The sequence below is a fragment of the Photobacterium sp. CCB-ST2H9 genome (genome assembly GCF_023151555.2).
GTDB lineage: Bacteria > Pseudomonadota > Gammaproteobacteria > Enterobacterales > Vibrionaceae > Photobacterium.
Window position 1 is genome coordinate 1032950 of record NZ_CP100425.1, and the last position, 15431, is coordinate 1048380.

The 15431-nt window shown below is 54.0% G+C and carries 15 protein-coding genes; 4 read left to right on the top strand and 11 right to left on the bottom strand.

Annotated elements, in window-relative coordinates; genetic code table 11:
- Positions 1 to 245: 245 nt before the first annotated feature.
- A complete protein-coding gene (locus L4174_RS05005; protein ID WP_248143764.1) occupies positions 246 to 1193 on the bottom strand; it encodes a Fe(3+) dicitrate ABC transporter substrate-binding protein in 948 nt (315 codons plus the stop codon).
- A 329-nt stretch (positions 1194 to 1522) separates the two neighbouring features.
- On the opposite strand from L4174_RS05005, the gene L4174_RS05010 reads away from it, so the two are divergent.
- The 4 genes from L4174_RS05010 to rarD all read left to right on the top strand — a co-directional run bounded on the left by L4174_RS05010 (position 1523) and on the right by rarD (position 5519).
- Complete coding sequence (locus L4174_RS05010; RefSeq protein WP_371929394.1) at positions 1523 to 2482, top strand: HlyD family secretion protein; 960 nt, start codon at positions 1523 to 1525, stop codon at positions 2480 to 2482.
- Complete coding sequence (locus L4174_RS05015) at positions 2475 to 3401, top strand: ABC transporter ATP-binding protein (RefSeq protein WP_248143765.1); 927 nt, start codon at positions 2475 to 2477, stop codon at positions 3399 to 3401. Before L4174_RS05010 ends, L4174_RS05015 begins: the two co-directional genes overlap by 8 nt.
- Entirely contained in the window at positions 3398 to 4516 is a 1119-nt protein-coding gene (locus L4174_RS05020) for an ABC transporter permease (RefSeq protein WP_248143766.1), read from the top strand. Before L4174_RS05015 ends, L4174_RS05020 begins: the two co-directional genes overlap by 4 nt.
- A gap of 97 nt (positions 4517 to 4613) precedes the next feature.
- The gene (gene rarD, locus L4174_RS05025; RefSeq protein WP_248143767.1) at positions 4614 to 5519 is read left to right on the top strand and encodes an EamA family transporter RarD; all 906 of its coding nucleotides are present in this window, start codon (positions 4614 to 4616) and stop codon (positions 5517 to 5519) included.
- A 45-nt stretch (positions 5520 to 5564) separates the two neighbouring features.
- On the opposite strand, the gene L4174_RS05030 is transcribed toward rarD, so the two are convergent.
- The 10 genes from L4174_RS05030 to L4174_RS05075 form a co-directional block, all read right to left on the bottom strand.
- Positions 5565 to 6695 carry an HlyD family secretion protein gene (locus tag L4174_RS05030; RefSeq protein ID WP_248143768.1) on the bottom strand — a complete coding sequence of 377 codons (1131 nt, stop codon included), beginning with the start codon at positions 6693 to 6695 and terminating at the stop codon, positions 5565 to 5567.
- A complete protein-coding gene (locus L4174_RS05035) occupies positions 6695 to 7093 on the bottom strand; it encodes a DUF3302 domain-containing protein (RefSeq protein ID WP_248143769.1) in 399 nt (132 codons plus the stop codon). The genes L4174_RS05030 and L4174_RS05035 overlap by 1 nt, the downstream gene beginning before the upstream one ends.
- A gap of 160 nt (positions 7094 to 7253) precedes the next feature.
- Positions 7254 to 8270: a glycine betaine/L-proline ABC transporter substrate-binding protein ProX gene (gene proX, locus L4174_RS05040; RefSeq protein WP_248143770.1), complete on the bottom strand. Its 1017-nt coding sequence runs from the start codon at positions 8268 to 8270 to the stop codon at positions 7254 to 7256.
- A gap of 10 nt (positions 8271 to 8280) precedes the next feature.
- Positions 8281 to 9426, bottom strand: a complete 1146-nt coding sequence (proW, locus tag L4174_RS05045; RefSeq protein ID WP_248143771.1) for a glycine betaine/L-proline ABC transporter permease ProW — start codon at positions 9424 to 9426, stop codon at positions 8281 to 8283.
- 1 nt (position 9427) lies between these two features.
- A complete protein-coding gene (proV, locus tag L4174_RS05050; RefSeq protein ID WP_248143772.1) occupies positions 9428 to 10618 on the bottom strand; it encodes a glycine betaine/L-proline ABC transporter ATP-binding protein ProV in 1191 nt (396 codons plus the stop codon).
- Positions 10619 to 10848: 230 nt separating this feature from the next.
- Positions 10849 to 12276 (bottom strand): ATP-binding protein, encoded by a 1428-nt coding sequence (locus tag L4174_RS05055; RefSeq protein WP_248143773.1) that lies wholly within the window; start codon positions 12274 to 12276, stop codon positions 10849 to 10851.
- A gap of 10 nt (positions 12277 to 12286) precedes the next feature.
- On the bottom strand, positions 12287 to 12946 hold the full coding sequence (locus L4174_RS05060; RefSeq protein WP_248143774.1) for a response regulator: 660 nt from the start codon (positions 12944 to 12946) through the stop codon (positions 12287 to 12289).
- 3 nt (positions 12947 to 12949) lie between these two features.
- A complete protein-coding gene (locus L4174_RS05065; RefSeq protein WP_371929375.1) occupies positions 12950 to 13597 on the bottom strand; it encodes a tetratricopeptide repeat protein in 648 nt (215 codons plus the stop codon).
- Between the two features lie 14 nt (positions 13598 to 13611).
- On the bottom strand, positions 13612 to 14421 hold the full coding sequence (locus L4174_RS05070) for an SDR family oxidoreductase (protein WP_248143775.1): 810 nt from the start codon (positions 14419 to 14421) through the stop codon (positions 13612 to 13614).
- Positions 14422 to 14452: 31 nt separating this feature from the next.
- Positions 14453 to 15145 carry a TenA family transcriptional regulator gene (locus tag L4174_RS05075; RefSeq protein ID WP_248143848.1) on the bottom strand — a complete coding sequence of 231 codons (693 nt, stop codon included), beginning with the start codon at positions 15143 to 15145 and terminating at the stop codon, positions 14453 to 14455.
- Between the last annotated feature and the right edge of the window lie 286 nt (positions 15146 to 15431).

Sequence of the window (15431 nt, forward strand, 5' to 3'; positions counted from 1 at the left end):
TGTGTTTCAGAAGCAATGGCTTAAAGGAAGGATAGTGATATTTGGTCTGACTTGCAGATTTGATGCGGTAAAGCGGTTGCCGGATCGCGAAGCAGGGGTTGGGAAGAGAAAAAGACAGCCGCAGCTTGGTGGAATCTCAAAACTGCCGGACTGTCTGTGTTCAACAGTCTTTACTTGAATGTGTTGAGTCCAAGCAGAGTTTAAATCTGGCCGGGATGCTGGTGTAAGCGGGCACCGGCCAGGTCTCAGTTGAGGGTGGTGGTCTGGATATCTGTCGCTTCAAGCGTGAATTGAGGCAGGGTTTTGCGTAACGCATCGGCCATGGCCTCTGAGGCGAGTATGCCCCGGCAATGGGCCCAATACCGGCCATCCACCTGATAAAACTGTTCACTTTTCACCGCTTGCAGAGTTGGCCAGACCGGTTGCTGCTGCCATTGCAGCAGGGCGTTGTCCGGTACGATGGTGCCTGAAAGCAGAATATCCGGGTTGATGGTGCTGATTTCTTCCAGCGTCACCAGACGAAGTGCCCGGTCATCGAGACCAATCTGTTCCGGCACTCTGAGGCCGATGGCTTTCAGGACACCACCGGGATAGGCTGAGCCGGAATAGGCATAAACCCCGTTTTCCAGAGCCACGGCAAACAGGGCTTGCTGGCCGTGAACCGGACTGAGCTGCTTTTCAATGTGACGCATGTAGATGTCGTGTTCTTGCAAACGGGCAGTCATCAGGGCTTCCTGGTCGACCAGCTTGCCGATTTTTTCAGCCACTTCCAGGTTTTCTGCGTAGGTCTCGCCGCGCGATGCCAGCAGTGCCGTTGGAGCAATAGCACTCAGTGCCGGGTAAATCGCCTGATGGCGGTTGACGTCCGCAATGATTAAATCGGGCTTCAGGGCTGCAATCTGGCTCAGATCCGGGCTGGAGCGGTCACCGACAGAGACCCAACCGCTGATGCGCGAAATAACGGCCGGATGCAGGTTCAGCGGGTCATTGTCATCTGCGATCCCCACAGGACTGATCCCGATGGCTGCAAGTGCATCCGCAAAAGCATACTCCAGCGTCACAATACGTTGCGGCGGTGTGTCCAGAGTCATACTTTTTCCAAGGCTGTCTGTCATGGTTGCAGTGAAGGCGGCAGTGCTGGAGAAAAGAAACAGAGAAAAGGCGATCCAGCGCAGATATCCCAACAGAGGCATGGTACTCCCTTGATTAACAGAGAAAAATATTATGGATTGTGGAGCTGTTGCTGCTTCATTCTAATGGCTTTCGAACGCAGTACAAGGGAAGTCTCCGGATAAAGAGAGGACTTCGGCCAGTTCTGGATCGGGATCGGTTTCCGGTTGCGGTTCCCTAATGCTTTTCCGCAGCTGAGGCCCTATCCTTGCTTTAAAGGCAGATTCAGCTGCGGAGATTTTTATCGAAGGCAAAGGCGACAAAAAAATACACAATCCTTGCGCAAGTGCATTGAATTTACGCCATTTCTGATTAGGATTTCAGCAACCATTCGTCATGGAGTGACATATTGATGAAACTTGTCGGGAACTGGGGCATAGCTGTCATGATTGCCCTGCTGCTTACCGGATGTAACCGCGCCTCAACCTCACAGGCGCTGGGGACGCTGGAGCGCGACCGGATTACGCTGACTGCCACCGCAACTGAAATTATCCGGGTGATGCCTGTGGAAGAAGGGCAGCCCGTGAAAGCCGGCGAAGTGCTGGTGAGGCTCGATACAACACGTCAGGCTGCGGTGCTGGCGCAGGCAAAAGCACAGCAGGTAAAGGCCGAAGCTTATCTTCTGAGGCTGACCAACGGGGAGCGGGTCGAAGATATTGCGGCCGCCAAAGCGGGACTGGATCAGGCGGAAGCCCGTCTGGTGGATGCTGAAAAAACCTATGAGCGCCGGGAACGTCTGGTCAGACAAAAACTGATCAGCGTGGCAGAACGGGATAATGCCCGGGCGGAACGGGATGCGGCACGTGCCGAAGTGACAGCAGCTCGTGAGAATCTGACCAAGCTGACCCGGGGCGAACGAACCGAAGATATCCAGCAGGCGCAGGCTGAACTGGAAGCGGCGCAGGCGAATGTGGCGTTGCAGCAACGTATTTTGGATGACTTAACAGTGGTTGCAACCCGGGACGGGATTGTCGACAGTCTGCCCTATAACCTGGGGGAGCGTGTGCCGGTGAATGCAGTGGTTGCCGTGCTTCAGGCCAACAGCCGTCCTTATGCCAGAGTCTATGTGCCGGAGCCTTATCGTGTGGCAATGCAACCCGGCAAACAGGCAGCCGTCTATGTTGACGGTGTCTCACAACCTTATGAAGGCAAATTGCGCTGGATTGCGACAGAGCCGGCATTTACCCCGTATTACGCACTGAATGAAGATGACAGGGCCCGGCTGGTCTATCTGGCGGAGTTTGATTTGCCGGATGAAGCCCGATCCCTGCCTTCCGGGGTGCCTGTTCAGGTGGAGATGTCCGTTGAGTGAACTTGCAATCAATGCCGTCGGACTGACGCGGCGGTTCGGTGATTTCACCGCGGTGAATCAGCTGAATCTTCATGTGCCGAAAGGCAGTATCTACGGTTTTCTGGGACCCAACGGATGCGGAAAGTCGACTACGCTGCGGATGCTGACCGGACTGCTCAGTCCGAGTGAAGGGGAAATTAATGTGCTGGGTCTGCGGATTCCGGAACAGGCTGAAGCGCTTCGGATGAAAATCGGCTATATGACGCAGAAGTTTTCGTTGTACGAAGACTTGTCCGTCTCAGAAAACCTGCAATTTATCGGGCAGATATACGGCCTCTCTTCCCGTGAACTCAAACCCAGGGTGGCAGAACTTGCGGACACTTATCAGCTGAGCCGGCTGATGAAGCAACGGGTCGGCAGTATGAGCGGCGGTCAGAAACAGCGTCTGGCTCTGGCGGCTGCGGTAATGCATCAACCGGATTTACTATTTCTGGATGAGCCGACATCGGCTGTCGATCCTCAGTCGAGGCGTGATTTCTGGGAGCAGTTGTTTGATTTGTCTGATCAGGGCACCACGATTCTGGTCACCACCCACTATATGGATGAAGCTGAACGTTGCCACGGACTGGCGATTATGGAGTCAGGTGAGATCAAAGCGGATGGCCCGCCCAGCGAGCTGATGGAACAGATGGGCGTGAGTGTGGTGGAAATTGAGGCGCCGGGTTTGCGGCAGATGAAAGAGCGTCTGCTCTTGCTGCCCGAAGTGGTGTCGGCTGCTCAGCTGGGGATCCGGCTTCGTGTGCTGGTTCGGGCGGCTGAAACCGATCCGGTGGCCTGGCTGAAGCATCAGATGCCGTCGCTGCAGCAGGCAGAACTGACGGTTGTCCGGCCCAGTCTGGAAGATGTGTTTGTTACCAGCACAGGGAAGCCACGCCAATGAATCTTGTGTCCAGCCTGATCCGGATGAAGGCGATTCTGGTCAAGGAGTTCCGTCAGCTTTCACGCGACCGGATCACCTTCGGGATGGTGGTAATGATCCCGCTGATTCAGCTGTTGCTGTTTGGGTTTGCAATCAATACCGATGTGCGCAACATTCCGGTCGCCGTGGTCGATCAAAGTCAGTCTCAGTACGGGCGGATCATCACTGAGGCGGTCAAGGCCACGCAGGTGGTGACCGTGGTGGATGTTTACGCTACGCCTCATGATGGCGAGCAGGCCATTACTGCCGGTAAAGTCCGCGGCGTTCTGGTACTGCCCCGGGATCTGGACCAGCGGCTGGCACAGCACCGGGAAGCGGGTCAGTGGCTGGTGGACGGGTCCGATACCATGGTCAGCTCGGCACTGCTGCAGCTTCAGAATATGCCGGTGCAGAATCTGGTGGGAGACTATAAAGCGCAGCAGTCCAGCGTCATGACACCGACCTTTGAAGTCGCATTGTATTTCAACCCGGAACGCCGGACGGCGGTGAACATTGTGCCCGGCTTACTGGGGGTGATTCTGACAATGACGATGATTCTCTTTACCTCGGCTGCCATTGTCCGAGAACGGGAGCGGGGGAACCTGGAGCTGCTGATCACAACCCCGGTGCACTCGCTGGAACTGATGCTGGCGAAAATTGCCCCTTATATTGTCATTGGCCTGATTCAGGTGGTGATTATTCTTGGACTGGGTCATTTTATTTTTGATGTACCAATCAACGGCCCACTGAGCCAGATCTTGTTCGGCACCTTATTGTTTATCTCTGCCAGCCTGACGTTAGGACTGGTGATATCCACCATTGCGCAGACACAGCTTCAGGCCATGCAGATGACGGTCTTTATTCTGCTGCCTTCCATCCTGTTGTCCGGCTTTATGTTTCCTTATGAGGGGATGCCGGTTGTCGCGCAGTGGATTGCGGAGGTGCTGCCTGCAACACACTTTATGCGGATGATCCGCGGCATTGTGCTGAGAGGCGCGGATTTGGCTGTGCTTTGGAAAGATGCCTTGTGGTTAGCCGGTTTTACCTTGCTGGGGCTGCTGGTCGCGTCCTGGCGCTTTAAGAAAACGCTGGACTGACTGAACCCGGTTTCTGAGATCGCAAACTGAGGCAACATACTGATATGATGCCGTTCAGTGGCCGCAGGGCCGTGGGTTGCGATGTGCAGGAGTGGATGTGGGGAAAGGTGTTTTTTTATCTGTGTTGTCATCTTGCCTGTTCGGTGGGATGTATTTCTATGCAACGTTACTTCACCCGCTGGATGGAGAAGCGATTTTCAGCTGGCGGTTATTGCTGACACTTCCTTTTCTGACGCTCTTTTTGCTCAGCAGTCATGCCTGGGGGCAGGTGACAGAGATTGCCTTGCAGATCCGTCAGCGTCCGCTGCTCTGGTTGGGAGTTCCCCTGTCGGCCGGTTTGCTGGGGTTACAGTTCTGGCTCTTCTTATGGGCGCCAGTCAATGGTCGGGCCCTGCCTGTATCTCTGGGCTATTTTATGATGCCGCTGGTAATGGTGGTGTTGGGCAGACTGGTTTACAAAGACAGACTGAGCGGATTGCAGAAAGTCGCTGTGCTTTTTGCCGGGGTAGGGGTTGCCAATAAGCTCTGGCTGTCGGGCGGTTTGTACTGGGAAACCCTTGTGGTCGCGATGGGTTATCCGGCCTATTTTATGTTGCGGCGGAAAATGGGCACGGACAGCCTGGGTGGTCTGTGGTTTGATATGGCGATGATGTTCCCCCCGGTCATCTGGTGGCTGTTTATTCAGACCGAAAGCCTGAGTGTGTTGATGCAGCATTCACAGCTGATTGCACTGGTTCTCGGACTGGGTGTGCTCAGTGCGCTGGCGGTGGGCAGTTATATTGTAGCCAGTCGCCTGCTGAGTTTCAGCCTGTTCGGACTGCTGAGTTATGTTGAACCGGTATTACTGGTGATCGTATCACTGTTGCTGGGGGAACGTATCGAGGGCGGAGAGTGGCTCACTTACCTTGCCATCTGGGTTGCCGTGGCGTTTCTGATACTGGATTGTGTGCGCCAGATCCTGACTCAACGGCAAGTCCGGCTGGCCGCCGGAATGAGTGACTGATCCGGTCATGCCCGCGGATTTCAGCGGGCATGGTTCAGTGAGGGTTTAATGGTCCAGGTACAGGTAGTTTTGCCAGCTCTTCATCCGAATCAGTACTTTACGCATCACTGCCAGATGGTGCGCATGATCGGAGTAGACCGCAATTTCCATATTCGCCCCTAAAGGCAGCTTGTAAGCACTGATGTCATCAATCATTTTGAGTCTGACCAGCGGCCGCCCCTGACGCATCAGGATCTCGGTTCCGTATAGCACGCCTTGTGCCTGTGCCTGACCTTCTCCGATGGCTGGCAGTACTTCCACGATTTCTGCTTTGAACGTTTTTCCCGGAATGGCGCGGAAAATCACATCGGCTTCATAACCGGGTTTGAGGCGTAACAGGGAGTTCTGACGAAAGGCACCGATAATGAATTCATCATCGGTATTGATAAAGGTCATGACCGGACGCAGCGGGAGCGGAACAGCCATCATGCCCGGCCGGAGCAGAACCTGAGTGACAAATCCGCGGGTCGGCGCCCGGACAATGGTGGAGTCCAGATCAAACCGGGCTTTGACCAGCAGGGCTTCAATCTGGGCAATGCTGGTGTTCTGCCCGTTGATATTGGACTCGAACGCCAGTTTGGCTCGCCGTTCTTCCGCATGCGCAGCGTCGAGCGATGCTTCGGCGCTCCGGTAGAACTGTTCGCGGTTGTCCACATCTGCTTTGGTGAATGCACCGCGTTTGTAGCCGGTCGCATAGCGCTGGTATTGCTGGTAGGTTCGATCGCGTTCGGCCTGAGCTTTGACTCTCGTTGACATCGCAGCTTTGTAGGCGGCTTCCAGTCCCAGCACATTTTGTCTGGTTTCTTCCAGCTGTGCTTCCAGTCTGTCAACCTCAGCCTGAAAAGGCGTCGGGTCTATTTTAAAAAGCACATCGCCCTGTTTCAGGGGGGTGTTTGGCCTGACCGGCACTTCGGTGACTTTGCCACGGACATTCGGCATGATGGGCGTCGAAACATAGTATTCTCCCCCCAGACTGGTGTGCGGATGGTTGTAGTTCATCAGCAGTACCAGTGCACCTACCAGGACAATGCCTCCCAGAACGGCAGTCGGAACCGTCCATTTATTCAGAGGGATCCGGAAGATCTTAAAAATAAAAATACAGATTGCAGCGTATGAGAGAACCAGCAGGGTTTCCATTATTGATGGCCCTCGTCATTGTCATTGCTTTTCTGCTGACTGGCGGGATTGACCGGCGGGCAGGGAGCGTGTCTGAGTGCGGTCAGTTCGGTTTGCAGCAGCTGAATTTGTGCTTCCATTTTGGAAATCTGGGATTGCAGCAGAACCTGCTCATTCTGAATTTGCTGAAAGCCCCACCCCCGTTCTTTTCTCCACAAGGTGGCCCAGATCCATAAAAATGGCCACAGCGCGTGCAAAGTGAATAAACTGACCCATCCGGCATAATGGATAGCGTCCTGATGGGGATGCTCCCTTTCCTTGGCAATCTCATAGGGAATGTCGTGAATTGCGATGATGCCATAAAACATCACCAGGGCGACGAAGATAAGCAGCCCTAATGCAAAATAATCTAAAAACATAGAGTTACCCTAAAATCCGGACCATGATCTCAAGAGTATAGCGAAAAAATAAGCTTAGCCGATGTAAGGTTTTTGACTTTAAGGCGTCGTTCAGATCAAGCAGGCCGGCGAAATGCCGGCCTGTCGGAGAGAAAGTCTTGTGTGGTGTGTCACCGGAGGACTAAGACGCATCCTCTGCAGCTTGTCTTGCTTGTGCAATCCAGCTGTTAAACAGTTTCTGGTGCGATTTGATCCAGCCATTGGCGTGGTTCTCAATGTCCTGCTGGGAGTTCTGGCCCTGACTCATCCGCATATTCTGGGCACTGACGTCATTGATATCCAGCTGCATGACTTCAAACAGTTTGGCGGCCGCTGGATTGTCTTCGGCAAATTTTTTGTTTGCCACAATCCGCATGCTGTTCATCTGAAATCCATAGTTTTTGCCGTTCGGTAAAGTAGTGTCCACTTTTTTACGCTCGCCCGGCAGTGCGGAGAAAGGAACTTCCAGCCAAACCACGTCTCTTCCCGGAACCAGCACGCCGCTGACCCAGTAAGGCGTCCATGTGTAGTACAGAATCGGAGAACCGTTCCGGTAGCGGGAAATTGTGTCGGCGATAATGGCGGCGTAGTTACCCTGATTATGGGTGACTGTGTTGCGCAGCCCGTATACATCCAGCTGATGCTCAATCACACTTTCACAGCCCCAGCCCGGGTTGCAGCCGGTGAGATCGGCTTTGCCGTCACCGTTGGCGTCAAAGAGTTTGGCCAGTTTCGGATCTTTCAGCTGGCTGATATTGGTGATGCCGTATTTTTCAGCGGTTTTCTTATCAATCAGATAGCCCTGGGCTGCACCGGTAATGTATTCCCCTTTCCGGTAAAACTTATTGTCTCCGCCGGATTTGATAAATTTGTCTTTATGCAGGGGAGACCAGTTCACCGCGAGGAAAGTAGCATCCCCATTGGCAATCGAGGTATAGCCGACGTTGTAATCGACCTCTTTGGTCGGCAGAACCTTGTATCCCAGCGCTTCCAGAGCTTTATTGACAATCAGGGTCTGAAAGGTTTCTTCCGCCACCGTACTCTGTACGGGCTGAACGGAAATTCCCTGACCGGGTTCTTCGGCCGCGGTGGCGGTCCATGTTGCGACACCGGCAAGCAGTGCCGCTGAGAGTGAAAGTGACTTCCAGCGTGTTGTCATGGTGTTCTCCTTAAGATTGTGAATGGGTCGTCAGTTGCGGGGTCTCATCTTTTTTGAACCGGCGATAAATGAAGCCAATCGGGCCGTGTTCATACCAGTGACGGTATGCTTTGCCGCGATCAGATGCCCCCATGGCCTGGGTCAGACGGTCCAGCAGAATAGCCAGAATGACAATGCCCAGACCCCCAATGGCGGCCAGTCCCATATCCAGACGACCAATGCCGCGCAGGACCATTTGTCCCAGACCGCCTACGGCGATCATTGAGGCAATGACGACCATAGACAGGGCCAGCATCAGTGTCTGATTCACGCCAGCCATGATGGTTGGCATGGCCAGCGGCAGCTGAACCTTGTAAAGCATTTGTTTTGGATTCGCGCCAAAGGAATGTGCGGCTTCAATCAGTTCTTCCGGTACCTGCCTGATCCCCAGAATCGTCAGCCGGATGATGGGGGGGAGGGCAAAGATGATGGTGACGACCACACCGGGGACGTTCCCGATACCGAAGAGCATGACAATCGGCACCAGATACACAAAGGCCGGGGTTGTCTGCATTGCATCGAGAACCGGCCGGATGATTTTGGCGGCTTTTTCACTGCGTGCCAGCCAGATCCCGGTGGGCAACCCGATCAGCAGGCAGAAAAAGACCGACGTCAGAACCAGTGCCAGCGTGACCATCGCCTGATCCCAGGCACCGATGGCGCCAATCAGTAAGAGCGAGAGCACGGATGCGATCCCCATCCGGGCGCCCGCAATCTGCCAGGCCAGAATCATGATCAGGAAAATCATCAGCAGTGCCGGCGTCGACTGAAGTAAGGCCTGAAAAGCCGTGAGAATGTAATCAATCGGGACACTGATGGCCTGAAACGCGGGCCGGAAATTAGCGACCAGCCAGTTGATTCCGTCTTCCACCCAGCGATCAAAGGGGATCAGCGCATCCTGAAACGGGTGCATCCAGTCGATACTGGGATCGGCCGGGGCTGATGCCGCTTCGTTCAGCCAGTCAGACCCTGAATTGGGCGTTGAACCGGCGGCATTCCCCCAAGGGTCGGTATTGGCAGCATCTGTCGTTGCAGACCAGGGATCCTGCACAGGTGGTTGTTCCGGCACCGTTTCTGTTCCCGGAGCGGATGATACGGTTTGTGTTTCCTGGCTCATGTCAGGCCTCCCGGTCTAGTGTCTGTAGCAGGCGAGCTTTGGTGATAATGCCATGGTAGCGCTGCTGCTCATCAACGACGGGCACACCGTAAGGCAGGCTGGCAACATGACCAATCAGTTCACCTACCGGGGTATTGGGTAAGAACGTCACCGTGTCATTCAGCAACGCTTGTGTCAGCGGGTGGTTGGCTTTCGTGGCACTTTGTAAGGATTCGGTGGAGACAATCCCGACGTACTGATTGCGGCGATCGACCACGATGCCAAATTCGCGATCCTGGTCGTTGAGTAGCTGCAGGGCGGCGCGCGGGCCGTCGGTTTCGCCTTTTTTGATGACCGTGACCTGCTGTTTGCGGGCAATATCTTTCGCTGTGAAAACATTGGTGACATCCACGCCTTTGAAGAAGGAACGGACATAGTCATTGGCCGGGTGGTGGAGGATCTCATCCGGGGTCCCGATCTGGACCACTTCACCATTCTGCATAATGGCGATGCGATCCCCGATGCGCATGGCTTCATCCAGATCGTGGGAGATGAAAACGACGGTTCGTTTGTCATCACTTTGCAGCCGAATCAGCTCGTCCTGCATTTCGGTCCGGATCAGCGGATCCAGCGCGGAAAATGCTTCGTCCATCAGCAGAATGTCCGGGTCATTCGCCAGCGCTCTGGCCAGACCCACCCGCTGCTTCATCCCGCCGGACAGCTCGTCCGGATAGGAGGCTGCGTAGGCATCCAGGCCGACACGCGCCAGCGCTTTCAGTGCCGTCTCGTAGCGGGTATCTTTATCGACACCGGCCAGTTCCAGTCCGAAGGCGGTGTTGTCGATCACGGTCATATGCGGCATCAGTGCAAATGACTGAAACACCATACTGATGTTGTTTCTTCTGACGGTCCGCAATTCCTCTTCAGAAATCTTGGCAATGTCTTTTCCGTCAAGCAGCACCTGGCCATGTGTGGGTTCTATCAGTCGGTTGAGCAGCCTGACCAGTGTTGATTTTCCTGAACCTGAAAGGCCCATGATGACGAAAATTTCACCTTCCCGGATGGTCAGGCTGGCATCTTTGACCCCGACGGTGAGGCCGGTTTCTTCAAAGATGGCATCCTTATTCAACCCTTTTTCCAGCAGTGGGAACGCCCTTTCCGGAGCGCTGCCAAACACCTTGTAAAGGTTTTTTACTTCAAGTTTGACAGTCATAAATTGTACTAGTCCTTCAAAATGAATCTTCCTCTGCAAAGAAATTATTACAGATGAAACATTTGTACTCTAAACAATTATGGCATGTCTTTCAAAGTGATAAGGGGTTTATTTGAATATTTATCAGGTTTTAGGGTGCGGTTGTGAATCATAAACTGCCTATTTGTCTTATAAATAGACAATTTCTGGGGGTGTCTGACAAAAACAGGAATCAGGTGAAGGTTAGATGACTACTGATTGAGGGCGCGGTGAACGGGCAGTGTGACCAGAAAACAGTTCCCGGATGCCGTCTGGTTACCCTCAAGGACGATATCTCCGCCATGGAGCAGAGCAATATCGCTGATAATCGACATGCCGAGTCCGGCGCCATCGCCCCGTTCTGTATTGGCGCGGAAAAACTTTTCAAAGATCCGTTCCCGAATCATGTCCGGGATGGGCTGGCCGGAATCGCAGACACGGATCGCCACCCAGTCCTCTGACTGCAGGGTGACGGAGATATTGATGTCGGCATTCTTTCCGGCATAACGGATGGCATTATCAATTAGGTTGCTGAATAAACTGGTCAGCAGGACACCATTGGCGTCCATCATGAGGGTATCCGGGCCATCCAGCGACAGATTCTGGTCCTGTTTTAATGCCAGGGGCACCAGAGAGCCGATCACATCGCGCAGGCAGGCCATCAGATCGGTCTCGTTGAATGGAAAAGCATTCCCGCCTTCGACCCGGGCGAGCATCAGCAGCTGCTGAATTAGGCGGTCGGTCCGTTCAATGCCTTTGAGAATATGGGTCAAGTCGTTTTGCAGATCTGTCGGGTTATCACTGGCCAGTGCATTCTCAGCATTCAGACGCAGCACTGCTAATGGCGTTTTCAGCTCATGGGCTGCGGTGTGTGTGAAACGTTTTTCTCTGACCCAGGCTTTATCCAGTTCTGACAGCAGATAATTGAGCTGATCAATCAGAGGCTTGAGCTCGATGGTGGGCTGAGAAACCTGAATTGCATGCAGTTTGTTGATGGTGCGCCGAGACAGGGCCTGCTGAAGTTCCCCGACAGGCTGCATGATGTAGTTGACCAGCAGAATAATAGCAAGCGCCAGACAGGGGATTAGTAAGAGCTGTGGGATCCCGGTTGAGAAGGCGATATCGTCGATCAGTTCATCCCGGATTGCCTGTTTTTCTGCCACGATCAGAAAGGCTGCTTCCTGGTCCGGTGCTGTCGAAGGCAGGCGAATCTGGAAGCTGCGCCAGAGCTGACTGTCAAATGAGATCGGGTGGTAGCCAATTTTATCCGGGACAGAGAGCGGGGTCGGCGGGGCCGCAGGTGAGCGGAGCAGCACACCTTCGCTGGCACTGAACAGCTGAAACATCAGTTTCTGTTCATAGGGGTGTCCGTAAGGGGTCGGGTCATCATCATCGAGTCCGGCATGATTGCTGATGCCCTGATACCATTGCTCATAAAACAATTCGAGCTGTTCGGGCGGCATCATCAGTAACTGGGGGGCGCTTAGGGCAAGCAGTTTTGCGGATTGCCCCAGCCGGGCATCAAAAATTTCGTCAATCTCATGTTTGGATTCAGCGAAGATCAGGCTCCAGGAGATGGCAATCAGCACAGTGGCGGCCGTCACCGTCATCGTGATCAGCCGCTTTTTTATCGACAGCATGGGACGGATTTCAGCGATTATCAATGATATACCCTACGCCACGGATATTTTTGATCAGCGTGCTGCCCAGTTTTTTCCGCAAATTATGAATATGGACTTCAATGGCATTGTCACTGGCGGTGTCATCCCAGCCGTGCAGGGCTTGCTGAAGTCTGTCCTTACTCAGTACCCGTCCTGCCTGTGCCACTAATGTACTGAGAATTTTGAACTCATTTCGGGTCAGTTTGACGGGTTTTCCCTGAAAACTCACACTATTGTTGTCCAGAGACAGGGTTAAATCCCCGAGCTGGATTTCAGTCTCCGTACTCCCGGACAGACGCCGGATCATGACCCGCAGCCGGGCCAGTAATTCTTCCAGCGCGAAAGGCTTGACCAGATAATCATCGGCGCCACCGTCGAGTCCTTTGACCCGGTCGTCGATGCCATCCCGGGCGGTCAGGATCATCACCGGAACCTGATGGCCGGCACGGCGGATATGACGCAATACCTGCAGGCCATCAATATCCGGCAGCGTCAGATCGAGAATCACAGCCAGAAAATCTTCAGTTTTCAGTGCGTGTTCAACCCCCTGGCCGCGCTGCAGCCAGTCAACGGTATAGCCACGACGGCTGAGCGAGGCCACCATAGACTCGCCCAGCATCACGTCATCTTCGATCAGTAAGATCCGCATTGACTATTGCAGCTCCTTCAGTTTTTCCTGGATTTCACGCTGGCGACCCGCGTCGGCCAGTTTACGGCCCGGACGTGGTTTGGCATGGCTGGCACGAGTGAGGTAAACAATGGCATCATCTCGCCGTCCGTCCTGCGCCAGAAAATCCCCGTAAAAGTAATTTGGATCAATCCCATCCGGATTAATTGCCAGAGCTTTTTGCAGCATGGCTTCGGCTTTGTCGTCATCACCAAATGCAATTGGCCATCCGGGCACCTGGTAGTATAACGTGCCCAGGCTGGTATAGGCAGATCCGTCCAGGACTTTCGGGTCGGTCCTGATCACGTCTTCAAGCAAAGCCTTCGCTTCTTTGACCAGCGGCAGCGCGCCCAGGCCACCTTTGGCACCGGCCAGGCTGCTTTTGTTTATGGCCAGCCAGACTTTCAGGTCAGCGCGGTCTGGTGATTGCTGCAAGGCTTTTTTTGTCTCGGTGATGACGTTTCTCAGGCATTGCACTTTGTTGTCTTTATTAAAGGTGTCGTACTGGCATTTTGCCCACTGTTGCTGAATATCACTGAGCTCATCGGCATACGCAAGGCTACTGAGCGAAGCGCCGGTCACACAAGCCATGACCAGCAGGGGTTTGATGAGATTAAAAGATGGCTTTTTCATATGACCTCCAGAAGTTAATGCACTTCAGCTTTGGTAAGAAATTGGCGAATCGTGGCACTTTGTTTACGTATTGAACCTGCAACCGCTGCAGGCAGAATCTGGTTGACTCTGACCCAGAGTTTTTCCGGCCAGCCCAGCCAGCGGACAGTCGTTTCCTGTTGCAGGCTGAGCAAGAGCTGTTCTGCGACCCACTTTGGATGGTCTACCTGATTGCCCAGATGCTGGTTCAGCTCGTTCACGTGGGTTGAGTTCAGCGCGGTATCGGTCGCGCGGGGGGCCAGATAAAGCACGCGGATCCCTGTGCCATCCAGTTCGCGGTCGAGCGCTTCGCTGAATCGGTGAAGACCAGCTTTTCCGGCACAGTAGGTGGTATAGCCCGGGTAGCCGATGGCAGAGAAGGTTGAGCCGACGTTCAGAATCAGACCCGGATGTGCCAGCCACTGAATGGCCTGCTGACTCAGAAGAATCGGCACTGTCAGATTCAGCTGAATTTCTTCGCTGATACTGCCGGCATCTCGTTGAGAGAGGCTGGAAAACTGGTTACTTCCCGCGTTATTGATCAGACCATGAATGGCTAAACCTTCGGATTTCCATTGCTGGCAGCTGTCGTGGACTGCATTAACGCCGGCCGTCGTATTCAGATCGGCAACCAGTGTTTTGTGTGCCGTTTCCCGGGGCAGAGACAGTTGCAAGGCTTTGAGCTTGCTCAGATTGCGGCCAACCAGAATCAGGTTGGCTCCGGCATGGGCCAGCACACTGGCAATCTCTGAACCAATTCCCCCGCAGGCGCCGGTTAAGACCAGATATTTATCGTTGATATCCATCACATATTCCTTTTTAAATCAGCGCAATCAATCAGTGTGTTTGTGGGGATGACGGTTCCGGCAGCGGCAGGGAAGCCAGCATCTGGCCGTAGAGGTCATAGACCATGTTGGCGCTCTCAATAATGGCCCGCTGATCGGCCGGATCCGTGATTTGGTTCATCAGCTGCTCGAACGTTTTGATGTGCTCCTGATCCAGTTCACTGTGTGACTTCAGGTAGGTTATGGCCTGATCCGGCAGATCCAGAACCTGCTGTACCTGTTGTGCAATCTGGCCGCCGATGCTGACGCTGGTGCCTTCCAGTACCCAGACCATGCCGAAAAATCCGATCGGGTTCCGGCGGTCAATCTGGTGATAGAGATAAGCGACCATCAGTTCGATGGGGGCACAGACCCGGCCCTGGTCCCGATTGTCGCGCACGGCTTCCGCATCTCCGCCGCAGGCTTTGATGTCATTGAGGATCCAGACCTGATGGCCCATTTCCTCTTCAATGTAATGCCCGATAGCCTGACGCAGCCATTCGTAACTTTCGTCTAGTTTGCCGCCGCAGGCCATGAGCAGCGGGATGGTGTGCTTGACGTGGTGATAAGCCTGAGTCAGGAAAGCAGTGTAGCCGGTAAGATCGATAGCACCCTGCTGACAGGCAGCAAAAATCGGGGCATCAGCCATCCGGTTCCGGGCAGCTTCTGTTTCGGCGATCAGTGTATGAAAAAAACCAGAACCCATTGTTGTGTCCTCTTGAAGATGAATCGGGGTCAGTGTCAGACGTTCGGCGGTGTGCGCAGCCATCAGCACTCGGGTTGATGTCGCCTGATGGTTGGTGTCGTCAGAGTGATCCAGGAGTGCAGCCAGTGCAGGCACAATCAATTGCTGAATGGCGTCACGTTTAGGACGCCCGTTTGCAGTCATCAGTCCCGGAATCGCTGAAAGCGGCTTATCCAGCACAATCAGATTGCCGATTCGGGCATAATCCGGGAGTCGCTGATTCAGTGCGCTGATGGCATCTGACAGG